Below are 22,296 nucleotides of genomic sequence, written 5' to 3'. Positions count from 1 at the left end.
CGGCGTTGTCAAACTCTGCGTAGCGTTACTTGCCTTGCCAGATGGGCTTGCGTTTCTCAATAAAGGCGCGCGCGCCTTCGGCAGCGTCTGCGGTTTGACCAATTTCTGCGATGATCCTGTCGTTTTGGGGCCAATGTGCTGCGTCATTTTCCGCATGCGCGCGATTGGCGATGGCCAGCGTATGCCCCACGGCGAGTGGCGCGTTTGTGGCGATATCCGCGGCGATGATCTGTGCGGTTTGCAAAGCTTCACCATCAGCAGTCGCACGGTTGATAACACCCCACTGTGCCGCCTCTTGCGCATTGAATGGCTTGCCTGTCAGCAAAATTTCATTGGCGCGGACGCGGGGGATAGATATGGGCAAACGCACAGCCCCTCCTGCACCGGGGATCAGGCCGATGCGGACTTCGGGCAAGGCGAATTGGGCGGAGGTGCCAGCGACCACCATGTCGCAAGCCAGCATCATCTCGAACCCACCGGCGAGGGCCGCACCCTCGACCGCGGCGATTACGGGCTTTGTACGCGGGCGCCTGACGAAGCCGCCAAAGCCGTACTCGCCGAAAAGGATCGTGTCGCCAGCCCCACCGGCAAAGGCTTTGAGGTCCATGCCCGCGCAAAACAGCGTGCCCGCGCCGGTGAGTATGGCGACCTGCACGTCCGGATCCGATTCGACCTGATCAAAAGCGGTGCGGATCGCGTCACAGACCTCTGGATTGATCGCGTTTCGTTGCGTGGGACGGTTCAGGGTCACCGTCGCAACCCCGTTTTCAGCATGATAAAGGACGACGTCATTGTTCATTTTCTGCTTCCTTTTCGGCACGTGCGCGCAGATCGGCGCGGATGATCTTTCCCGTGGTCGTCATAGGCATGTCATCGATGAACCGGACAGCGCGCGGGAATTCATAGGCGGCAAGTCTGGATTTGACGTGCGCGGCAATGTCGGTTGCGAGTGCGTCAGACCCGGAATGGCCGTCAGCGAGCTGAATATAGGCGGCAACGATGGATCCTCGGATCGGGTCTGGCTTGCCGACAACACCCGCCAATTGCACCGCGGGATGGGTCAGCAAACAATCCTCGATCTCTGCCGGACCGATGCGGTAACCACCCGAACTGATGACATCGTCATCACGTCCGATAAACCGGATGCGGCCTGTGGGCGTTTTGCAGCCCTTGTCACCGGTCAAAAGCCATTGCGCACCCACAGCCTCGATGAATTTATCGGCGGTGGCCTCTGGTTTGTTCCAATAGGTGAGAAACATCACAGGATCCGGGGCACGGACTGCAATGCTGCCTTCCTGCCCAATGCCGCATAGCGTGCCGGTATCTTCGTCAATGATATCAACGGTGTGACCGGGTACGGCCCAGCCCATGACACCCGGTTCGGCGGGCTCCAATGCCGCGCAGGACGACACGATCATGTTGCATTCGGTTTGCCCGTAGAATTCGTTGATGGTGGTGCCAAAGACCTGCTGACCCCAGGCGATCAGCTCTTTGCCCAAGGTCTCGCCGCCGCTGGCGACTGAACGCATGGGCACAGGGTGCTCGGGCGTATCAAGGCGCATGAGTTTCAGTGCCGTCGGTGGCAGAAATGCATTTCGGACGCCGTGGTCGCGGATCAGATTGAACGCGGCTTCTGCGGTAAACTTGCGGAACCGGCAAGCAACAACCGGAACACCGTGATGCAAGGCAGGCATCAGCACGTCCAGCAATCCGCCGATCCATGCCCAGTCAGCTGGTGTCCAGATTTTGTCACCCGGTTGCGGAAAGAAATCATGGCTCATCTCCACCCCCGGCAGATGGCCCAGCAGCACGCGATGAGCATGCAGGGCGCCTTTTGGCGCGCCTGTCGTACCAGAGGTGTAGATCAGGATTGCGGGGTCGTCTGCTTTGGTGGGGTATGGGTCAAACGCCGTTGGCTGACTGGCACAAAGCGCGTGAAATTCTTCGGCCCCGGCAACGATGCCCTCAATACAAATGATGCGTTTGAGATCGGGAAGTTGCGACCTGAGTGGGCCTAGCAGGTCCACACTTGCGGCATTGGTGATGATCGTATTTGCCCCGGAGTCCCTGAGCCTGTGCAAAAGTGCCTCTGGCCCAAAAAGTGTGAACAACGGCAGTGCAATACAGCCCATCTTGGCAATAGCCACATGGGCAACGGCCGTTTCAAAACATTGCGGCAGCAGGACGGCAATACGGTCCCTTGGCGCGCATGTCTGCGACAGCGCATGTGCCAGCTGGTTAGAGCGGTCTTGGAGTTGTCCAAAGCTGTATGTCGTTGCCTGCCCGTCCGCATCGACATCAACGATAGCGCATTTTTCGGGCGTCATGCGGGCATGCTTGTCGCAGATATCGACGCCGATGTTATACCGCACGGGAATATCCCAGCGAAAACCGTCGCGCGTTTGTGAAAGGGTTGGATAGTGTTCCAGCATCGCGTAAAAAATGAACGTTTGTTCAATTCTTGTCAATTGCTTCATAAATTTGGGCGTTTGGGGCCTTGCAACGAACAAAATCAAACTGTGTACTGTCGTATATTCGTCAAACTTTTGCCACCTCACACCGATAGCCAACCCCCATGCGTATACTGATTGCTGAAGACGAGCCCGTGCTCGCGAGCCAACTGAAGAAAACATTGACGTCCGAAGGCCTGACCGTTGACGTGGCGGTTGATGGGGCTGAGGCACAGTATCTTGGTGAAACTGAGCCCTATGACGTCATAATTCTCGATCTGGGCCTGCCTATTCGGGATGGCTTGACGGTATTGAAAAACCTGCGCAGCGGAGGCAATGAAACCTCAATCCTGATCCTGACCGCCCGCAATGACTGGACCGATCGTGTCGATGGGCTGGATGCGGGTGCCGATGATTATCTGACCAAACCGTTCCATATGGCCGAGCTTTCGGCGCGAGTACGCGCCCTGATCCGCCGCAAGGCTGGCAAGGCAACCCCAGTCTTTTCCAAAGACGACGTGACATTTGATACACGCACCAATCAGGTTATGGTGGATGGCGTTCCCATGAACCTGACCTCGCAGGAAATTGCCGTGCTGTCGTATCTGTTCCATAACTCTGGTCGCCTTGTGTCGCGGACTGAGCTGTCCGATCACATCTATCAGCACGATGGGGATCGCGACTCCAATACGATTGCGGTCTTCGTGAACCGGCTGCGCAAGAAGCTTGGCAGTGACCTGATCGAAACGGTACGCGGCAGAGGCTACGTGATCAAAGCAAGCGCATGACATCGCTGCGCGCCCGTGCTGTCACGGGTGGTATCCTATGGGCCGTGGCGATTATCGTGCTGGGATTGGCCGGTGTATCCTCTTATTTGACGTCCCAAACGCAGGCACGTTTTATCGAAGTGTTGGAAACACGCCATGCACAGGCCATCGTGGCTGTGTCCAACAATAGCAACTCTGCCGATGATCTTGCTCGTGCGATTGGCGATCTGGCCTATCAAGTCCCGTTTTCAGGGCAGTATTGGCAGGTTCAGACGGACAGTGGCGCGATTTACGCTTCTCCGTCCCTGGAGCAAGAACGACTGCCCGGTCCGACTGGCCTCTCGGGCGAGCGCCAGATGCGCGAAGTGATCGGGCCTGCCGGTGAATCCGTATTCGCAATTGGCCAGTGGGTATCCATCAATGACGGGACGATGTGGCATGTTCAGGTAGCGTCATCGCTGCGTAGCTTTGAGGAAGATCAGGTTGTTTTGCGTAACACCCTGTTAACCGCCTTTGCATTCGTGTCCTTTGTGGGTGTTCTGGGTGCGCTGACACAAGTGGCGGTCGTCCTACAACCGCTCAACAAGCTGCGTCAGGATGTGTCGGGGCGCTGGGAGCAGGATGACGGACTTGAGGTGCAAAGCTACCCGATTGAGGTCGCTCCGCTGGTCAACGACATCAATACGCTGATGGAGCGAAACCGCGATATCATGCGCCGTTCGCGCCGTCAGGCCGCTGACCTTGCCCATGCGATTAAGACCCCCTCAGCGATTATGCGCAACGAGTTGGACAACCTGATGATGGAAGGCACCGATGTGCAAGAGGCCGTTGATGCGCTTGACCGGCTGGATGCCCAACTCAAACGGTCTTTTGCCCGGATGCGCGCCGATGGGACAGATGCGACCGTTGGGGTGGCAACCGAGCTGGATACCGCCCTTGGCAGGATGCAGCGCGCCTTTACGGCACTTGCCCGCAATGAGGGCAAGACCTTCACCGCCTCCTATGATGAAAACCTGCGCGTGCGTATGGATCAGAATGATTTTGAGGAAGTGATGGGCAACCTCTTGGACAATGCGCTGAAATGGGCCAAGTCCGAGGTGAAGCTGGAGGCCAGAGTGGCGACCGACGGTCAGATCATGATTTCAATTGCGGATGACGGGCCGGGTATTCCGAAAGATGAAGTGGCAAAGGCGACACAAAGTGGTCAGCGCCTTGATACGTCAAAGCCAGGCACTGGCCTCGGACTAGCGATTGCACATGACCTGATCCATGCCTACGGCGGAAAGATTTTGCTATCCAAAGACGATGCGCTGGGCGGTCTTGCAGTGCTGATGCGCTTGCCGTTCGCTTCTGCCAAGCGCGCGGACTAGTCGCGACCGAAAAGCCCGCTCATCGCGCGGCCGACAAGACCGCTGACCGACGGCTTCTTAGCGGCGTGAAATGGAAGTGGGCGACAAACTTCAATTGCGGCGACCCCGACGCGTGCGGTTAGCGCACCGTTGATCACCCCTTCACCAAAGCGACGCGACACTTTTGACAGGACACCACCACCCGCCACTGACCCGATCAGGTCATCCCCGACGGCGACTGCACCGGTGGCCACAAGATGTGTCAACACCGTGCGTGTCAATCGCCAGCTGCCCAAGGTCCCCGAACGTCCACCATAGATTTCCGCAATTCGTCGGATCATGCGCAGGTTTGCCGTAAGGGCGGTGAAAAGATCAGCCAAGGCCAGCGGCACAATAGCGGTAACTGTTGCCACCTGTCTTGTTGCTGCTTCAACCTCGCGTTGCGCGCGGGCATCAAGCGGAGCCAATAGCGCGGTTTCAGCCAATCCCAGCAGTCCATCGGCATCAAGAACATCGCCTTGCCGCGCTTTCAGTTCAGCGCGCCCCCAGGCCGTATCCTCACGGTTACTGTAAAGACCTTCAAGATCGGCCACGACAGTACGGGCATCCCTGAGGTCAAGTGAGGCCAGTGCACTGGCGGCTTCGTGTTGAATGCTATCGAGCTTGCGCAACCGCCCAAAGGTCGCCAGTTCCCGCAGGCCGATGATGCAGAGAATTAGTAGCAAAAGCCCGATCAGGGCCGTCGCAATGCCACCCAAGACGGGTGAGCGTGTCAGCAAGCCGGTGATATAGTCCCATGCCGCCAGCGAGACGATAAAACCAACGAGCGTGATGGCGATCAACCAGAACCACCGGGCCAATCGCGACGGACGGCGCGCTGCGATGGCGGCAACCTGTTGCATCGCCACCCCTTGCGGCGCGTCGATGTCATCCTGAACAGCAGGGGCTGCGTCAGGTTTTGCCGCCTCGGTGCCTTCAAGGTCGATCAATACGGGGCCGCGGTTCATAGTCGATCTCCAAACAGGAACTGTGCCGCTTTGTCCAACCGGATATGCGGCGGCCCGTCGCCCGGCCGTCGGGTCAGCGGGGCGGGGGCGAAGTTCATGATGCTGTAGTCGGCATCCAGCCATGTGTCCGAGCCTTCGCGTGCGGGTGCGAGTAGATGGGCCGGATCGGACGGCAGTTTGCCGGGGTAGAAGGCGGCCTGTTTATTGGTGTCAAGCAACCGACCGCGGACCACATCGAGCGGGCCGTCTTTGTGATCGACCGTTTCCTCGACCGTTGTGCGCAATGCCGCAATCGACATCGCAGCAGTTTGTGCCCCGGCAAAGTCAGCGCGGTCCTTGGCTTCGCGCAGCAGCGCTTCGGTGATCGCGGTCAGTTGCGGGTGCTGGCTGTGGTGTAGGTGGTCGGCCTTGGTGGCGGCAAAAAGGATTTTCTCGACCCTGCGCCCTTGGAAGATACGGGTGAGGAATGCGTTGCGCCCGGGGCGGAAGGCCCCAAGAATGCGGGCCATGGCACTGCGCAGATCGTCCAGCGCGGCAGGGCCAGCGTGGATCGCGCCCAACACGTCGACCAGAACAATCTGGCGGTCGATCTTGGCAAAGTGATCGCGGAAGAAAGGCCGCACAATATTGCGTTTATAGCTTTCAAAGCGCCGCTCAAACTCACGCCCCAATGATCCGCGTGGATAGCGGGTGGTGGGGAGCGGTGCGAAGGTGAGCACAGGCGAACCGGCAAGATCGCCGGGCAGCAGGAACCGACCGGGCGAACAGTCAGAAAACCCTGCCTCACGCGCTTCGCGCAGATGCGCAGTAAAGCGTTCGGCCAGCACTTGCGCTTCGGGTTCGTCCAGCCGGACCGTCGGATCAACGCCAGCGACCAGCGCCACATAGTCTTCGCCGCCGGGTCGTCCGCGTGCACGGCTCAAGGCCGCATCTGACCATTCTGCATAGGTCTGATCCAACAGCCCTAAATCCAGCAACCACTCACCCGGATAATCGACAATGTCGATATGCACCGTGCGCGGGCCGGAGATACCGGATAACAACCCGCTGGGCTGGACACGTAAAGACAGACGCAATTCGCTGATCTGACGTGTGCCATCAGGCCAGCTTGGCTCAGGTGCCGTCAGTTGGGAAAGATAAGCCTCGTAATGAAACCGCGGCACCGTGTCGTCGGGCTGTGGCTGCAAATATGCCGTGCGGATGGCCCCGGTCGCCGCCGCCTCCAGTTGCGGCATCCGACCCCGATCCATCAGATTGGCGACAAGTGAGGTGATAAACACCGTCTTGCCCGCGCGCGACAGCCCGGTCACGCCCAGCCTGATCACCGGATCGCTAAAGGGCGCTGAGAGTGTGTCGCTGACCCCCTCAACCATGCGGGTAATCTGGTCGGCTATGGTAGAGATGACCAAAACAGGCCCTTTCAATGCTTTAGGGGCAAGATAGGGACGGTGGCATGCGATGTGTAGGGATTGATTTTATCCGATGCTCCCCCTAATCGGATCAGATGCCTCGTTATGCCCTTCTTGTTGAATACCATGGCGCCCCCTTTGCCGGGTGGCAGCGACAGAACGATCAGCCCTCGGTACAAGGCGCGATTGAGGCCGCCTTGGCCAAGCTGGAACCGCGCGAACACACGATTGCGGCGGCAGGACGCACTGATGCGGGGGTGCACGCAAAGGGCCAAGTCGCCCATTGTGATTTGGCGCGGGAGTGGGATCCTTTTCGGCTGTCCGAGGCGCTGAATTTTCATTTGAAACCTGCGCCAGTCGCGATCCTGGATTGCGCGATGGTCGCAGACGACTGGCACGCCCGTTTCGATGCGGCCGAGCGCCAGTACCTCTTTCGCCTGATGTCGCGCCGTGCGCCGCTAACGTCAGAGGCGGGGCAGATGTGGCGGGTGAACCATCCTCTGGATGCCGCCGCCATGCAGGCGGGGGCGGACCATTTGGTTGGAAACCATGATTTCATGACGTTCCGGTCGTCAATTTGTCAGGCGAAAAGCCCGGTCAAGACATTGGATGAATTGCGGGTTGAGGTCGTGCCGCGCGCGAATGGCACCGAATATCGCTTCCATGTCCGCGCCCGGTCTTTTCTGCATAATCAGGTGCGCAGTTTTGTCGGCACATTGGAACGTGTTGGTGCCGGAGCCTGGACGCCGGATGATGTCGGGAAAGCTTTGGCCGCTAAGGATCGTAGCGCGTGCGGTCCGGTATCACCGCCGCACGGCTTGTATCTCGCGGGCGTCAAATACCCCCAGAACCCGTTCGCCTAATCGTTGTCCGTCAGCCCTGCGCCAGCCCCCGCCAACCGCGAGGACGCGGTCTCTGGCACATAGGTCTTTGCCGCAAGGCCCTGCCATATTTGCCAGTCATCTGTCGGGATCGTGACCGCTTTGCAAGCGGGTTTCAGGACGGTCGTGTCGCTGGGCGTTACGGTGCAACCATCCCATTTCTGCGCGATCCCTGATTGCGCAAGACATGCGCTAACCAGCGGGGCGTGGGCCGTATCCGCCAGTACAGCCGTCGTGCATCCCATCGCAAAGGCATCCCGAACAATGGGGCCGATCAGGATTGCGGGGCCTTGAGCGACCTCGATCCTGTCGTCTTGCCAGCGGACGTCAACCGCGCTTACCGGTTCCTGCAACGCTGCGGTCACTGGTGCAATGCTGCCCCCTGTTCCTGCGAGAAAGGCAGCGATACGCCCCAGGTCTTCGGCCTGTCCAACCGGAAAGCCCGCACCGCGTGCGGCCTTTTGCACCATACCTGCGACCTCATTCAGGGATTTCATCAGATATTCGCCACCGGCAGCCACCAGTCGTCGGCATTGTCCAACTCGTCAAAGAGTGGCGCACCCTGCGCGAGGGTGATCCGCGTCCAGCGGTCAGATTTCGGGTCAAACTTGCCCGCACCAAAAAACGCTAGTTTGCAGCGCAGAATGTCGATGGGCAGGCAGGCGTCGCCAATCAGGTTGTCGCGGATTTCGCCGTAGGGGTGGCGCGCCAGTGATTGCACACGACGCGTTGCGGCGCGGTGTTCAGGATACATGGCCAGAAACCGACCGACCGGCGTGTCGCCACCCGTCAGATCGGCGGTCAATGCTTTGACCTGCCGCCCGATATCAAGCGGCGTTTCCAATTCCGCGCCGGGTTCTTCATGGCGGTTGCCCAGACGGGGTTCGAGTTTTTCCTCCGAGACGTACCAGAACTGGGCGCATTCCGCAGGGGCGTCATAATCGACGTCGCAAGCCCAATCCCAATCAGCCGCGATTAGCGCCTTAAGGTCAGCGCAGGACATGGTCGGGTCCAACTCGGGCACAAAAGGTGTCGCCATGCAGTCGGTCAGCCCGTCAATCAGATCGCCAAAGGGCTCTAACATCAGGGCTGCGATTAGCTCTTGGGTATCAACGGACCACTGCGCGCTTTGTGTGATGATGCGGTGAATGGGCTGTTCGGCTGACAGCGCCTCGGGCGTTAGTGTCGCGGCAAACTTGGGCCATTCGTCGCGCATTGTTGCGATGCGTTCTGAGGCGATATCATCGGGTACATTCCATTCCGCAAGATACTGCGCGACCCGGATCACAAGATCATAGATGCGGCCTATCTGGTCCTCATCAAGGCGGGGGATCGCCCGCACCCGCGCGATGGCAGTTTCGCGCACCGCCATCCATGCATCCAGCAATAGCGGGTGGTTCACAACGAAGGGCGCCATGCCGAGCCCGGTGGAGTTGCCCACCCCAAGATGCCGCTTGGCCTCGCGCGACAGCGTGCCGCCACCCACATGTTCGGCCAGATCGTGTGTGAACCCGCGGATCAACCAAACGGTCAGCATCTCGGCCATAAAGGGGCCGCCCATGCCGGGATGATCGGCGATATGGCCGCGATCGGCGATGCCGAATTTGCCGTTGCCATAAACGGCGGTGGTGCGCATCAGATAGCCGGTGTCGCGGATTTTTTGTGGGTCAGGTTGTTTGCCTGCTTTCAGTGCGTCGGTCACATGATCGAAAAGCCGGACGGATTTGTTCGCACGGCTCAGGACCAGATCACGGGCGGTAAAGCGGGCGGCCTCTTGTTTGGGGGCGCTGGCGACGATGCGGTCGATCTCAGCTTGGTCAGGAATGCCGTCATAAAGGACATAAGTGGTGTCCCACGCCGTCGCGATCACCCGGTCGGTGCGCATTTCAGGCGGCAGATCGGTGGATACGGCGACCAGCGCATAGTCATAACCGCCAAAGCGCAGGGTATAGACGGCGTGGCCAAAACCAGCGGCGTCCATGTTCCAGACAGGGCGTGTGACCTGGACTTTATCGGCAGCCAGCGAGCGCATTAACGTGCGCAGGAAAGACAGGCGCGTGGGAAACGCAGCACCCATCCGGCGTAGCCGCATGACGGTTGACGGCGGGCGCAGAGGCATCTGTTGCGGTGTTGCAAGATCTTTCATAAGTGGCAATCTAGCCGCTTGCAGGCATCAGACCTAGTACAAAAACGACGCATGTTTGCGAAGTGATTGGTAAATACCGACCGGCTTGGATAAACCCGGTTGGAACCAAAGATGTTTGGCCGCGCGTCGGGCGAGGGAGGCGATGTTTTAAGATGCTTAGACACGTTTGCGCTGCTTGGCTTCTTTGCGCCATGCCTGCTGTGGCACAAGATGTGCGCCTGAACTCTGAAGCGGCGCGTGGCGCTTTGAATGATGCGTCGTTGCTGCGTGCATTGGATGATACAGCCGTGCCACAAGACTATATCGCCGCTGCCCGCGCAGACTATCGCCGCCTGCTGACGGCACTTTATGCGCAAGGCTATTACGGGGGTCAGATCTCGATCACGGTTGACGGTGTTGAGGCGGCGAATATTGCGCCGCTGGCTGCCCCAGATGCGATCGAAGAGGTCGTCATTTCCGTTGATCCTGGACGGCGGTTTACTTTTGGCAACGTCCAGATCGCCCCTCTGCCGCCCCGAACGACCGTGTCAGAGGACCTTGGGCCGCGTCGTACCGCACGTTCTGCACGCATCCAGGCGGCGGTGGCGGGCAGCATCAACAGTTGGCGTGATCTGGGCTATGCCAAGGCCCGGGTGGTTGGTCAGTCTGTTGTCGCACGACATGAACAAGCCAAACTTGATGTGGATGTCGTCCTTGATACTGGCCCAAGTCTGCGGTTTGGCCCGCTGAACGTATCGGGCAATGAAACTGTCAGCGATGACCGTGTCAGGCAAATTGCCGGATTACCAACAGGTCAGGTCTATGCCCCATCCGAGATTGCAGCCGCCGCACGCCGCTTGCGTCGCACCGGTACATTTGCAAGCGTCGCTTTGAGCGAAAGCGACCAGATAGGCCCTGGCGATACCCTGCCCATCAACGCCCAACTGTCGGAGGCGAAACCACGCCGCTTCGGCTTTGGGTTAGAGCTGTCCTCGGTCGAGGGTCTGACCGTCTCGACTTTCTGGCTGCACCGGAACTTTCTGGGAGGGGCAGAACGATTTCGCGTCGGCGGCGAAATATCAGGCATCACGGGCGAGACCGGGGGAGTTGATTACTCGTTGGGTGGCACATTCACCCGGCCTGCCACATTTGGCCCCGATACCGAATACTTCCTCAGCGGTGAGATTTCGCGCGAAGATGAGCCTGAGTTCCTGCTGGATACGGTCGCCCTTGAAACCGGCTTTTCACGTATCTTGAGCGATGATGTGACCGTGCGTGCCGGCTGTTGGTATTCTGCGCGCGCGGGAAGAAACGGCATTGGAAACACGCCAATACACGCTGCTGACGCTGCCGTTGGACGCCACATTGGACCGGCGCGATGTGCCGACAAATGCCAGCAGTGGCTATTACATCGACCTCAGCGCGACGCCCTTTGTCAGTATTGATGGCGATATCAGCGGGTCGCGCCTGTTTGGTGATGCGCGGGGATATCTGACCACAGGCGAACAGGAGGCGTTAACCCTCGCTGCCCGGGTGCAGGTGGGCAGCGTGCTGGGGGCCGGTTTGTCCGAAGCACCCGCTGACTTTTTGTTTTATTCGGGCGGCGGCGGGACTGTGCGGGGTCAGCCTTACCAGTCGTTGGGTATTGATACGGTGGATGGGGCCGAGACCGTGACCACGGGTGGTACGTCTTTCGTCGGTGCGCAGCTAGAGGCCCGCTATATGGTGCGCGATAACATCGCGCTGGTCGGTTTTTACGACTTTGGCCAAGTGGGCGCGACCGCAACCCCGGGTGAGGATGCCGAATGGCATGCCGGTGCCGGCATTGGCCTGCGTTACAACACCGGGATCGGGCCTATTCGTCTTGACCTGGGTACACAGGCCAATGGTGATGATGCGGGTCGCGACTTGCAAGTCTACATCGGGATCGGGCAAGCGTTTTGAAGCGGCTTCTAATCATAGGTGCGCTGTGCATGGCCCCGTTTGCAGGGATAGCCCAGACGCAAGAGGACGAAGACAAAGGTTATCTGACCGAACTGATTGAAGAGAATCTCTCTGGCGTCAGTCGCGAGGTTACGATCCAGGGATTTCAAGGCGCGCTTAGCTCTGAGGCCACAATTGACGTGCTGAACATCGCAGATTCTGATGGTGTCTGGTTGACGCTTGAAGATATTGTGCTGAGTTGGAACCGGGGCGCTTTGCTGCGCGGCGCCATCGATGTGCAAGAGTTGAGTGCCGCGCGCATTGTTGTTTCGCGCCCACCCGTGGCGGAGAACACCGGACCATCGCCTGAGGCGCAGCCGTTTTCCCTGCCTGAACTGCCTGTCAGCGTATCGCTGGATGCGCTGAGGATAGATCAGGTGGAATTGGGCGAGGTCTTTTTGGGGGAGCCGATTACCGTATCTCTGAGCGGGTCGGCGCAACTGGGCGAGGGTGAGGGGACGGCGAATGTGATCGCCGAACGCATGGGTGACAAGGCCGGGGTGTTCGAGATCAACGGTAGTTTCGTCAACGCCACCCACGTGCTTGATCTGTTGCTGAACCTTGAAGAGGGGCCCGATGGCATTGCTGCCCGCATACTTGATCTGCCGGGGCGTCCAGCGATCAGGCTAGCGGTGGCAGGGAACGCGCCGCTGGATGACTATGAGGCGACATTGGCCATAGCGACAGATGGCGAAGATAGGCTGTCAGGGACGTTCGGCCTGAGCAACGCCGAAGGCGAACAGCAGATCGCGCTTGACCTGGGCGGTGATATCTCGCCTCTGTTTGCCCCCGAATATCAAGGGTTCTTCGGCAGTGACGCCAGCCTGCGGGCGCAAGTGGTACAAACCACAGATGGGCGGATCGATATCCCGCAGATCGCGTTGGATGCAGGCCGCCTTTCGCTAAACGGTGTGGTTAAGATTGGCGCGCAAGGATGGCCTCGTTTGATTGATCTGTCGGGTGGGATCACACCGCTGGGAAATGAGCCTGTGCTGTTGCCACTGACTGGACCCAGAACATTTGTCGATGGCATGGATCTGGCGATCACCTATGATGCGAACCTGTCCGAGGACTGGCGTGCCGATATCATCATAAAGGGTTTTGACCGCCCCGGACTTGGGATCGACGTATTGCAACTTGCCGGTGGAGGCACTTTGCGGTCCGGTGCAGGTGCGCAGGACGGTCTGGTGACGGCGGAACTGGAATATGGAGCATCTGGCCTGCAATTGGCAGGGGCTGGTGTCTCTGAAGCGTTCGGCAACGAGATTGGGGGTACATTCATTGCCACGCGTGCCGAAGGCGAGCCGACCGAGATTTCACGCTTTACCTTGCGCGGTGCCGGGCTTGATGCCGAGGCGCAGGCGACAATCGCTGGCCCGGATGCAGGTTTTCGTACCAACGCAAACCTGAACGCCGAGATTGCAGGGCTCGCCCGGTTTGCCACCTTGATTGGTCAGGATATCGGCGGTGGTGCAGAAGTGGCCGTGCAGGCAGATATCACGCCGCTTGATGGCCTGTTCGATATCGTGCTGTCGGGGCAAACCAATGATCTGTCAGTGGGTATCCCCGAGGCAGACCACGTGCTTGCCGGGCGTGGCACGATTGCTGCAACGGCGATGCGTGATACCGATGGTACCCGGTTGGAAAACCTAAGGGTGCAGACGGATGCGGCCAACCTGCGCGCTGCCGTAGACCTGACCAGTGAGGGTGCCGCAGCGCGTGTGAATGCCAGTTTGCGGGATGTCGCTTTGGTATTGCCTGGTGTGTCTGGTCCCGCCGCTGTTGCGGGTGAGGTGACCCAAGGTGCTGATGGTGTCGTTGGATTCTTGCTGAACGGAACGGGCCCAGCCGCCGCCTTCGAGACCAACGGTACAGTCAATCCCGCCGAGACCGGTCAGACCGTAAATGCGGCGTTGTCTGCCGATCTGCGCGACCTTAGCCGTTATGCCGTTTTGGCGGGCCGCCCCCTCGCGGGTGCTGTCAACCTAGAGGCCAATGGCGTGCTTTTGGGTGATGGGCAGCGCTTTGATCTGAACATCAGCGGCGCGACGCTGGATGTGGTTACGGGCGAGGCGCGTATTGATCCGCTGTTGGCCGGTGATGGGAGTTTTACAACGGCTGTTGCGCACACTGGCGAGGCGCGGTTTCGTTTTGCAGATATGCTGATGCAGACACCCGCGATGTCGCTGCGCGGCGATGCGGATATTTCTTTGGATGGGTCCAATACCGCCGATCTTCTGTTCCGCATCAATGATGCTGCTGTTCTTGATGGCAGTCTGAACGGCCCAATAACAGTCGATCTTGATGCCACACCAGCAGAGCTTGATGCCACGGACGTTAATTTACGGGTTTCCGGCCCGGGCACCAATGTTGTGCTTGATGCGCGAGTGGCCTCACCCGCCAATGACCGCGAAGTCACTGGTGACTTGACCGCGCAGATCGCAAGTCTTGCGACATTTGCCACGCAGATCGGGGAGCCGGTAGCGGGCAGTATTGATGTAGCCGCGTCAGGCAGCGTTCTTCCTGACCTGACCCGCTTTGACACGCAGGTTAATCTGCGCAGTGAGGGTTTGGCTATCGGGAACCCTTCGCTTGATCCACTTTTGGTAAGCACAGGCCGGATCAACGCCACAATCGGTTTTGCAGATGATGTACTTGCTGTGCGTACGTTGGAGATATCAACGCGCGAGGTGTCCATCGTAGGCGCGCTCAACGGGGCGTCAGGCTTTGGTCAGGGTCGTTTCAACGCAAGTTTGCGTGATGTTGGCGTATTGACCGACCAGATCAGCGGGCCGGTCCGGGCGCGGGGCGCTGCGTCTTTGGATGAGGAGGGCAACTGGGGGATTGATGCCACGGGTACCGGTCCTGGCGGTTTGGCCGCACAGGTCGTGGGTGAGGTAAACCAGGATGGCAACTTGGCGATTGATGTCGACGGCAGCGCGCCTTTGGCACTGGCTAATGCTGCACTTGATCCACGACGGCTGAGCGGGTTGGCAAATTTTGATCTGAACGTGAATGGCCCCCCTGCGATCTCGTCGCTGAGCGGCGAGGTTACGTTTAGCAACGGGCGGTTGGCCGCGCCCAATCTCGGCGAAGCCCTGACCGACATCGGCGGTCAGGTCCGCCTGACCAACGGCAATGCCCAGATCGGTTTGAATACGCGCGTCGAAAGCGGCGGCAGCATCAGTGTGACGGGGCCGGTGGCGCTGACTGGTGCGAACCAGGCTGACATCACGGTTACCCTGGATGATGTGGTCTTGCAGGACCCTGACCTTTATTCTTCCCGCATAGCGGGCTCAATTAACCTGAACGGCCCGCTGCAAGGTGGTGCGGGTATCTCGGGGCGGTTGGAACTGGGACAGACCGATGTGCAGGTACCATCCTCATCGATCAGCGCTTTGGGTGATCTGCCAGATGTCACCCATGTGGGCGAAACAGCGGCGGTACGGCGAACCCTCGCGCGGGCTGGGCTGCTGGGTGGGAATGGCGGCGAAAGTGGAGGTAGCGGCAATGGGCGCGCCTTTCCACTGGATATTGTCATCAACGCCCCTTCGCGGATTTTCATTCGGGGGCGCGGCCTGGACGCAGAACTGGGGGGCGATTGACCATTGGCGGGACAACCAGCAACGTCATCCCGGTCGGGCGTTTCGAACTGATCCGGGGCCGTATTGATATCTTGCAACAACGCTTCGCACTGGACGAAGGTACAGCGACGCTTCAAGGCGATTTTGATCCGTTCATCCGCCTGGTTGCCACAACCGAGACGGATACTGGCACCGTGATCAGTATCATCGTGGAAGGACCGGCGGGCGAACCAGAGGTGACCTTCACCTCGATCCCGGAACTGCCGCAGGACGAGGTATTGTCGCAACTGATCTTTGGACGCGATCTGCAAAGCATCAGTCCTTTGCAGGCGGTCCAGCTCGCGTCGGCAATCAGCACGTTGGCTGGGCGGGGTGGTGGCACGCTGAACAACTTCCGCGAAAGCATTGGCCTGGATGATTTTGATGTCACGACGGATGATGAAGGTAACGCGGCGGTGCGCGCAGGGGCTTATCTGTCAGAAAATGTCTATACCGATGTCACCGTCACCAGCGAAGGCGACACCGAGATTAACCTCAACCTTGATATCACGAATGAGATCACGGCCAAGGGGAGCGTGGATCAGGATGGTGAGACAGGGATCGGTCTGTTCTTTGAACGGGACTACTAGTGCACTGTAGTGTAACGCCATGATGGCTCGGCGAAGGTGTCAGCCACTAGATCGCGATACGTAGCTTTTCCGCCTCGACAATATCTTCAACCGTGTCGTGTTCAGCCACCCAATGGCCCGGCGTAACCTGCTGCAGGGCAGGTCGATAATTTGGGTCCTTATGCCGTCGTGATGGAAGGAACCGTAGACCGGCGCCCGGATCAAGCGGCGATGGTAGTTCACCGGGCAAACGCAGGCGTTGGCGTGTCCGTTCAATCCGAGGATCTGGAATGGGCACTGCCGAAATCAGAGAGCGCGTATAGGGGTGGATGGGGTTTTCATAAATCGTGTCACGGTCCGTCAGTTCGATCACGCGACCAAGATACAAAACCATAATACGGTGCGAGATATCGCGCACCACCGACAGATCATGCGAGATAAACATCATCGATAGACCCATGTCGGCTTGCAGCTCTTTCAGCAGATCAATGATCTGCGCTTGAATAGAGACATCAAGCGCGCTGACGGCCTCATCGCAGATCACCAGTTCAGGCTGGTTAATGACGGCACGGGCAATACCTACCCGCTGGTTCTGACCGCCGGACAATTCATGCGGATACCGGTTCAGCATCCGACGGTCCAGCCCGACGCGCTCCATCATTTCGGCCACGTGTTTTTGTCTGTCCTGATAGGACAGTTCTCGGCGAAAGCTCTGCAGTGGTTCGGCAATCGATGCGCCGATGGTCATACGCGGGTCGAGGCTTGCCAGCGGATCCTGAAACACGATCTGAAGGTTCTTGCGGTGGGGCATCATCTCTTGTCGGCTTAGCCCGCATAAGTTCTTGCCCAACCAGGCAACAGATCCCGCAGTCGGTGGGATAAGCTGCAAAACGGCGCGTGCCAGAGTGGATTTGCCGCAACCGGATTCCCCCACAATCCCCAGCGTTTCACGCCGGGCCAGATCAAAGCTGACACCATCGACGGCACGCAATGGAATGGTTTTGCCAAACAAGCCGCGATTGACGCGAATATCAAAGTCAACTTCTACATCATTGACCTCCAGCACTGTCTTTTCGGGCGTTGCCTCGATGTGCAGTTCTTCGGTGGGCTGATCAATGCGTGGCATGGCATCCAGCAGCATGCGTGTATAGTCATGCTGCGGATTGTGAAAGATTGCGTCCACGTCACCCTCTTCGACATAGATGCCGTGCCGCATCACTGCAACGCGGTCGCACAGTCGGGCGACGACCCCCATATCATGGGTGATCAGCGCAATGGCGGTATTCTCTTCACGTTGTAGCGTGGCCATCAGATCGAGAATTTCGGCTTGCACTGTCACATCCAGCGCGGTCGTCGGTTCATCAGCGATCAACAGCTTGGGTTTGCAGACCATGGCCATGGCGATCATAACCCGCTGGCGCATCCCTCCAGATAACTGATGTGGGTATTGGTTGATGCGATGGCGTGCCTCGGGGATGCGGACCCTGTCCAGCCAATCCAGGCAAATTCGATGGGCCTCTCTGCCACCGATGCCGTTGTGTATCTCCAACACTTCCGCCATTTGCTGGCCGACCGTCAGATGCGGGGTCAAGGCCGTCAGCGGGTCTTGAAAGATCATCGAGATGTCTTTGCCCCGCACGCGGTTTGCTTCGGCTTGCGGGATGTTCAACATCTCTCGACCGCCAAAAACTGCCGACCCGGTTGCGCCGCCATTCCGGGCAAGCAGACCCATCAATGCCATGAAAGTCTGGCTCTTGCCGGACCCGCTTTCGCCGACAATGCCAAGGCATTCGCCAGCCGCAATGGACAGATTGATGTCTTTGACCGCATTCACTTGCCCATCAGCTGTCTCAAATGTGACGCTCAGATCTTTGACCGAAAGAAGTGACATGTTTAACGGTCCTTTGGATCAAGTGCGTCGCGCAGACCGTCACCGACGAAGAAAAACGCGAAGATGGTTACGACGAAAAAGAACAAAGGAAAGGCGATCTGCCAGTAGTAGCCGAATTGCATCGTGCGTGATCCTTCGTTGATCAATGCCCCAAGTGATGTGGCCGGTTCTTGAACGCCAAGGCCCAGGAAGCTGATAAAGCTTTCAAAGATGATCATATTGGGAACCAGCAGCGTGGCGTAGACGATCACAATACCAAGCAGATTTGGTACGATGTGACGCAGAATGATCTTGAGAGGATGCACACCGATTGCGACGGCGACCTCAACGAATTCCTTGTTCTTGATGGTCAGCGTCTGCCCCCGCGCGATCCGCGCCATGTCGAGCCATGAAATCAGACCGATGCCAAGAAACAGCATAAAGATCGAGCGCCCGAAGATCACAAGCATCAGGATCAACACGAACATGAACGGAATGGACATCAGTACATCGACAATCCGCATCATGATCCCATCAACACGACCGCCGTAGTAGCCTGCCGTCGCACCGTAAAGCGTGCCGACGATCACCGCGACCAAGGCCCCGACAATGCCGACCATAAGTGAGATACCGGTCCCCATCGCTGTGCGGGCAAACAAGTCGCGTCCGTTGCTGTCCGTGCCGAAGTAGTGGCCGCTCTCGATAGACGGCACGCCAAGATAGGCGTTGCTGCCGATCAGGCTGAAGTTCACGAAATCCGGCTCGTATTGCGCGAACATGCCCCCAAAGAGGGCAAATGCAGCAACCAACCCCAGCATAACAAGTGAGATGACTGCCGCCCGATTGCGGAAGAAACGCATGCGTGCATCGGCCCAGAGGGACCGGCCTTTGACCTCGGCCAGTTGCGCGGCGTCGCCGACACCCTCGATGGCTGCTCTGTTAGGAAACATCTGATGGCCCCCTTAATAGCGGATCTTGGGGTCGATCCATGCGTAAAGGATATCGACCACAAGGTTGAACAGGATTGTCAGGGTGCCCACCAGAATGGTGATCCCCATGATGACGGAGTAATCGCGGTTAAAGGCAGAGTTCACAAAGAACTGCCCGATGCCACCGGTAGAAAAGAACACGTCGATGATGACCGAGCCGGTGATCATGCCGACGAAGGCAGGCCCGAGGTAGGACAGGACCGGCAGAATGGCTTAAAGCTTCATTGCATGCCGCCAGATAACGCGGCGCATGGGCAGGCCCTTGGCCTGGGCAGTGCGGATGAAATTAGTGTTCAGGACTTCGAGCATCGAAGACCGGGTAATCCGTGCGATGGAGGCCATGTAGGATGTCGACAGGGCGATCACCGGCATGATCAGGAATTGCCATTGGCCACCCTGCCAACCGCCTCCGGGTAACCAACCAAGCCAGAGCGTGAAAACCAGAAGCAGGATCGGGGCCATCACGAAGTTTGGTAGGACCTGCGCGCCGATAGAGACACCAACAGCGAAGTAGTCGATCCATGAGTTTTGCTTGATTGCTGCAGCGACGCCGAGCGAAACACCGACAACGACGGCGACAACAAATGACCAAAAGCCGTAGGTCAAGGTAACCGGAAAGCCCTGTGCAATGATATCATTGACTGAGCGATCTTTGTATTGAAACGACGGCCCGAAATCGAATGCCGTCACAACGCCAGACACGTAATTGACGATCTGCTTCCAAAAAGGCTGATCCAGCCCGTACTTCGCTTCGATGTTCGCCAGAACCTCGGGCGGCAAAGGGCGTTCAGAGTTGAAGGGGCCTCCGGGGGCCGCGTACATGAGGATGAACGACAGGATGACCAATATTAATAGGGTAGGGATGGCCACTGCAAGGCGGCGAACAACAAAGCTGAGCATGTGTCAGATGTCCTAACGGAATGGGAAAGCCGCGCCCCAAATAGGGGGACGCGGCTGATCACGAAACGTGATTACTCAGCGATCTTATAGAGATCTTTGGAGTACCATTGCTGTTGGAAGTTCTCAAAAGGCCAGCCTTCGAGGTTTTCGCTATACATATAGACAGATGCATAGTGATAGATCGGGATGATCGGCGCTTGTTCCGCGATGATTTCCTCAACGCGGTCATAGTTGGCTTGCGCATTGTTTGAAGTCTTGGCCTCTTCCATCAGCGCGTCAACTTCGGCACTGACGAATTTGCTGTCGTTGTAGCCAGACTCAGATTGCATCAGATCAAGGAAGGTCGAGGCTTCGTTATAGTCAGCACACCAACCACCGCGGGCGACTTCATAGTCACCATTGGAACGCGCTTCAAGGAAGGTCTGCCATTCCTGATTGGCGAGCACGGTCTCGACACCCAATGTTTGTTTCCACATCTGGCTGATAGCGACGGCGACAGACCGGTGGCTGTCAGAGGTGTTGTAGACCAGATCAATCTCAAGCGGGTTGTCCGGGCCATAGCCTGCTTCTGCCATCAGTTCCTGCGCCATTTCGTTGCGCTCGGCTTGGGTCATGGATGCTTTGGGAATGTCGGGGGTTTCAAAGCCAGCTGTGGCCCAGTGCGTGAATGTATAGGCCGCTTTCTGACCACCGGCGAGCACGTTTTCGACGATGATGTCACGGTCAACGGCAAGGCTGAGGGCGCGACGGACGTTCACGTCTTGCACGTCCGCGGATGCACCGTCACGCAGGTTGAACATGTAGTAATAGGAACACGCTTCTGGCACGGATACGGCTTGATCAGGGTATTCGGCGGACAGGCGAGGGAACTGGTAAAGCAGGCACGTGCGTGCGGTCCAATTCGCCAGCCAGATAACGGGTCAGGGCCACATTTTCATCGTTGATGACAAGGGACGTTACTTTCTCAAGGATTGTGTTCTCGTTGTCCCAGTACATCTCATTGCGTTCACGCACGAGCCGCTCTTGCGGGACATGTTCGGTCAGGATGTAAGCGCCGTTGGATACCATATTGCCTGGCTTGGTCCAGTCGGTGCCATGCTCTTCAATTGTGCCCTGCGGCACAGGGAAGGTTGTGAAATGGGTCAGCATAAGCGGGAAGTAGGGTAACGGCTGCGTCAGCCGAACTTCCAATGTGGTATCGTCAATGGCTGTGACACCCAATTCGGATGTATCAAAGTCGCCAGAGATTACCTCAGAGGCATTCTCAAGCGCCATGATTTCGATGAACCATGAGTATGGGGAGGCCAGTTCGGGAGAAGCGGCGCGTTTCCAAGCATATTCAAAATCACCTGCCGTGACCGGGTCACCATTGGACCACATCGCGTTGTCGCGCAGTGTAAAAGTATAGGTCAGATTGTCGTCACTCACCGTGTGGTTCAGTGCGACACCGGGGGCAAGGTTGCCAGCGGCATCTTGGTTATAAAGACCTTCGAAAAGGTCACGCAGGATATCGCCCCCCGCCTGATCTTCTGCCAGACCCGGATCAATCGACGGGCTTTCGTCGAGATCGCGGTATGTAAATGACTGGTCAGAGGCGAGCTTTTCGCCGGTGACGGGATGCGTTGCGTGGCCGTCGGCATAGAGCGCGCCGGTTGTGGCGATCAATACAGCAGAGGTTGTCGCTAAGAGTTTGGTTCTGAGTGTCATGTAGAATCTCCCTATGGTTGCATCTTCTTGTGATGCAATCGTTGGCTTCGGGGCGCAATCGCGCTGGTGCCACTATCCTTTGACGCGAGACAGGAAATGGCAAGCCGAATCCAAGATTGACCCTACGGTAGTCTGTGCTTCGTCCAAAACTTGGTCCGACCGAACAATAAACTGCGCAATTCCAGTAGCTAAGCGAAATTATGTAATTCGATGGCCGCGAGGAGTGACATCGATTCGCCCGCTTTCAATCCGGCCTACTGCAACCGGAATGAAGCCGAGTCGCCCGCACCTTGATCCACGGTGAACCGCAATCTGTCCTCACCGCGTGCTTCAACCAACTGGCAGTTATAGGGGATCGGATCGCCACCCCAGCTCAGTTCACGGCAGAAGTAGCCGTCTTGCCAACTCCAGTTCCCGTCGATCTCCCAACCGATGGCCGAGCCGTCAATGTCCCCATTTGACAGCACGTTCAAACGGACACCGTAGAAGAAATTGCGCAGCTCCTTGCCCTCGACAAGCGACAGGAAGGTCGCTTGATCTTTCACCGGGACGTAGCTGTCGGCCACCGCAGGTGCGGCGACGGTTGCAAAGGTCAAAGATAGGATCGCGGATCGCATCGGGCCCTCCATCGTCAGCAGGATACCCCTTGATACGGTGAGCACCGGTG

16 protein-coding genes and 2 pseudogenes are annotated in these 22,296 nt (G+C 58.1%); 6 read left to right on the top strand and 12 right to left on the bottom strand.

Going from position 1 to position 22,296, the window contains the following annotated elements:
- Positions 1–25: 25 nt before the first annotated feature.
- Together QTO30_RS13150 and QTO30_RS13145 are read right to left on the bottom strand one after the other, a co-directional pair.
- The gene (locus tag QTO30_RS13150; RefSeq protein ID WP_340424549.1) at positions 26–799 is read right to left on the bottom strand and encodes a crotonase/enoyl-CoA hydratase family protein; all 774 of its coding nucleotides are present in this window, start codon (positions 797–799) and stop codon (positions 26–28) included.
- Entirely contained in the window at positions 789–2,432 is a 1,644-nt protein-coding gene (locus tag QTO30_RS13145) for an AMP-binding protein (protein WP_445327193.1), read from the bottom strand. The genes QTO30_RS13150 and QTO30_RS13145 overlap by 11 nt, the downstream gene beginning before the upstream one ends.
- A 143-nt stretch (positions 2,433–2,575) precedes the next feature.
- On the opposite strand from QTO30_RS13145, the gene QTO30_RS13140 reads away from it, so the two are divergent.
- Positions 2,576–3,238 (top strand): response regulator transcription factor, encoded by a 663-nt coding sequence (locus QTO30_RS13140; protein WP_340424547.1) that lies wholly within the window; start codon positions 2,576–2,578, stop codon positions 3,236–3,238.
- Positions 3,235–4,587, top strand: coding sequence for a sensor histidine kinase (locus QTO30_RS13135; RefSeq protein ID WP_340424546.1), 1,353 nt, complete (start codon positions 3,235–3,237; stop codon positions 4,585–4,587). The genes QTO30_RS13140 and QTO30_RS13135 overlap by 4 nt, the downstream gene beginning before the upstream one ends.
- Here QTO30_RS13135 and QTO30_RS13130 read toward each other — a convergent pair.
- Both QTO30_RS13130 and QTO30_RS13125 read right to left on the bottom strand, forming a co-directional pair.
- The gene (locus QTO30_RS13130) at positions 4,584–5,573 is read right to left on the bottom strand and encodes a YcjF family protein (RefSeq protein ID WP_340424544.1); all 990 of its coding nucleotides are present in this window, start codon (positions 5,571–5,573) and stop codon (positions 4,584–4,586) included. The two genes, QTO30_RS13135 and QTO30_RS13130, sit on opposite strands and share 4 nt — an antisense overlap.
- On the bottom strand, positions 5,570–6,982 hold the full coding sequence (locus QTO30_RS13125) for a YcjX family GTP-binding protein (protein ID WP_340424543.1): 1,413 nt from the start codon (positions 6,980–6,982) through the stop codon (positions 5,570–5,572). Before QTO30_RS13125 ends, QTO30_RS13130 begins: the two co-directional genes overlap by 4 nt.
- 95 nt (positions 6,983–7,077) lie before the next feature.
- On the opposite strand from QTO30_RS13125, the gene truA reads away from it, so the two are divergent.
- On the top strand, positions 7,078–7,845 hold the full coding sequence (gene truA / locus QTO30_RS13120) for a tRNA pseudouridine(38-40) synthase TruA (RefSeq protein WP_340424542.1): 768 nt from the start codon (positions 7,078–7,080) through the stop codon (positions 7,843–7,845).
- Here truA and QTO30_RS13115 read toward each other — a convergent pair.
- The gene (locus tag QTO30_RS13115; protein ID WP_340424541.1) at positions 7,842–8,360 is read right to left on the bottom strand and encodes a DUF3726 domain-containing protein; all 519 of its coding nucleotides are present in this window, start codon (positions 8,358–8,360) and stop codon (positions 7,842–7,844) included. The two genes, truA and QTO30_RS13115, sit on opposite strands and share 4 nt — an antisense overlap.
- Complete coding sequence (locus QTO30_RS13110) at positions 8,360–10,009, bottom strand: hypothetical protein (protein WP_340424540.1); 1,650 nt, start codon at positions 10,007–10,009, stop codon at positions 8,360–8,362. Before QTO30_RS13110 ends, QTO30_RS13115 begins: the two co-directional genes overlap by 1 nt.
- Positions 10,010–10,161: 152 nt before the next feature.
- Here QTO30_RS13110 and QTO30_RS13105 point away from each other — a divergent pair, with 152 nt between their 5' ends.
- The 3 genes and pseudogenes from QTO30_RS13105 to QTO30_RS13095 all read left to right on the top strand — a co-directional run bounded on the left by QTO30_RS13105 (position 10,162) and on the right by QTO30_RS13095 (position 16,184).
- Positions 10,162–11,433 carry an autotransporter assembly complex protein TamA gene (locus QTO30_RS13105; protein ID WP_340424539.1) on the top strand — a complete coding sequence of 424 codons (1,272 nt, stop codon included), beginning with the start codon at positions 10,162–10,164 and terminating at the stop codon, positions 11,431–11,433.
- A complete protein-coding gene (locus QTO30_RS13100) occupies positions 11,354–11,932 on the top strand; it encodes an autotransporter assembly complex protein TamA (protein WP_340424538.1) in 579 nt (192 codons plus the stop codon). Before QTO30_RS13105 ends, QTO30_RS13100 begins: the two co-directional genes overlap by 80 nt.
- A 29-nt stretch (positions 11,933–11,961) precedes the next feature.
- Positions 11,962–16,184 (top strand): annotated as a pseudogene (locus QTO30_RS13095) (translocation/assembly module TamB domain-containing protein).
- Positions 16,185–16,230: 46 nt separating this feature from the next.
- On the opposite strand, the gene QTO30_RS13085 reads toward QTO30_RS13095, so the two are convergent.
- The 6 genes and pseudogenes from QTO30_RS13085 to QTO30_RS13065 form a co-directional block, all read right to left on the bottom strand.
- Complete coding sequence (locus QTO30_RS13085) at positions 16,231–18,054, bottom strand: ABC transporter ATP-binding protein (protein WP_340424535.1); 1,824 nt, start codon at positions 18,052–18,054, stop codon at positions 16,231–16,233.
- 2 nt (positions 18,055–18,056) lie between these two features.
- On the bottom strand, positions 18,057–18,983 hold the full coding sequence (locus QTO30_RS13080) for an ABC transporter permease subunit (RefSeq protein ID WP_340424534.1): 927 nt from the start codon (positions 18,981–18,983) through the stop codon (positions 18,057–18,059).
- Positions 18,984–18,995: 12 nt separating this feature from the next.
- Positions 18,996–19,922, bottom strand: a pseudogene (gene oppB, locus QTO30_RS13075) (oligopeptide ABC transporter permease OppB).
- Between the two features lie 71 nt (positions 19,923–19,993).
- Positions 19,994–20,749 carry a peptide ABC transporter substrate-binding protein gene (locus QTO30_RS22115; protein WP_445327151.1) on the bottom strand — a complete coding sequence of 252 codons (756 nt, stop codon included), beginning with the start codon at positions 20,747–20,749 and terminating at the stop codon, positions 19,994–19,996.
- Positions 20,750–20,762: 13 nt separating this feature from the next.
- Positions 20,763–21,629 carry a peptide ABC transporter substrate-binding protein gene (locus QTO30_RS22110; RefSeq protein ID WP_445327150.1) on the bottom strand — a complete coding sequence of 289 codons (867 nt, stop codon included), beginning with the start codon at positions 21,627–21,629 and terminating at the stop codon, positions 20,763–20,765.
- Positions 21,630–21,883: 254 nt separating this feature from the next.
- Positions 21,884–22,246 carry a dihydrodipicolinate reductase gene (locus QTO30_RS13065; RefSeq protein ID WP_340424533.1) on the bottom strand — a complete coding sequence of 121 codons (363 nt, stop codon included), beginning with the start codon at positions 22,244–22,246 and terminating at the stop codon, positions 21,884–21,886.
- Positions 22,247–22,296: the final 50 nt, after the last annotated feature.

Origin of the sequence: Yoonia sp. GPGPB17, from assembly GCF_037892195.1 — a bacterium.
In the GTDB taxonomy this organism is placed as follows: Bacteria; Pseudomonadota; Alphaproteobacteria; order Rhodobacterales; family Rhodobacteraceae; genus Yoonia.
The sequence above is the reverse complement of the archived record's forward strand: the minus strand, read 5'-3'. Positions and strand labels throughout refer to the sequence as shown.

Coding starts and splice junctions, on each gene's coding strand:
- QTO30_RS13150 (WP_340424549.1), bottom strand. CDS start 799: ATGAACAATGACGTCGTCCTTTATCATGCTGAAAACGGGGTTGCGACG.
- QTO30_RS13145 (WP_445327193.1), bottom strand. CDS start 2,432: ATGCTGGAACACTATCCAACCCTTTCACAAACGCGCGACGGTTTTCGC.
- QTO30_RS13140 (WP_340424547.1), top strand. CDS start 2,576: ATGCGTATACTGATTGCTGAAGACGAGCCCGTGCTCGCGAGCCAACTG.
- QTO30_RS13135 (WP_340424546.1), top strand. CDS start 3,235: ATGACATCGCTGCGCGCCCGTGCTGTCACGGGTGGTATCCTATGGGCC.
- QTO30_RS13130 (WP_340424544.1), bottom strand. CDS start 5,573: ATGAACCGCGGCCCCGTATTGATCGACCTTGAAGGCACCGAGGCGGCA.
- truA (WP_340424542.1), top strand. CDS start 7,078: ATGCCTCGTTATGCCCTTCTTGTTGAATACCATGGCGCCCCCTTTGCC.
- QTO30_RS13115 (WP_340424541.1), bottom strand. CDS start 8,360: ATGAAATCCCTGAATGAGGTCGCAGGTATGGTGCAAAAGGCCGCACGC.
- QTO30_RS13110 (WP_340424540.1), bottom strand. CDS start 10,009: ATGAAAGATCTTGCAACACCGCAACAGATGCCTCTGCGCCCGCCGTCA.
- QTO30_RS13105 (WP_340424539.1), top strand. CDS start 10,162: ATGCTTAGACACGTTTGCGCTGCTTGGCTTCTTTGCGCCATGCCTGCT.
- QTO30_RS13085 (WP_340424535.1), bottom strand. CDS start 18,054: ATGTCACTTCTTTCGGTCAAAGATCTGAGCGTCACATTTGAGACAGCT.
- QTO30_RS13080 (WP_340424534.1), bottom strand. CDS start 18,983: ATGTTTCCTAACAGAGCAGCCATCGAGGGTGTCGGCGACGCCGCGCAA.
- QTO30_RS22110 (WP_445327150.1), bottom strand. CDS start 21,629: ATGACACTCAGAACCAAACTCTTAGCGACAACCTCTGCTGTATTGATC.
- QTO30_RS13065 (WP_340424533.1), bottom strand. CDS start 22,246: ATGCGATCCGCGATCCTATCTTTGACCTTTGCAACCGTCGCCGCACCT.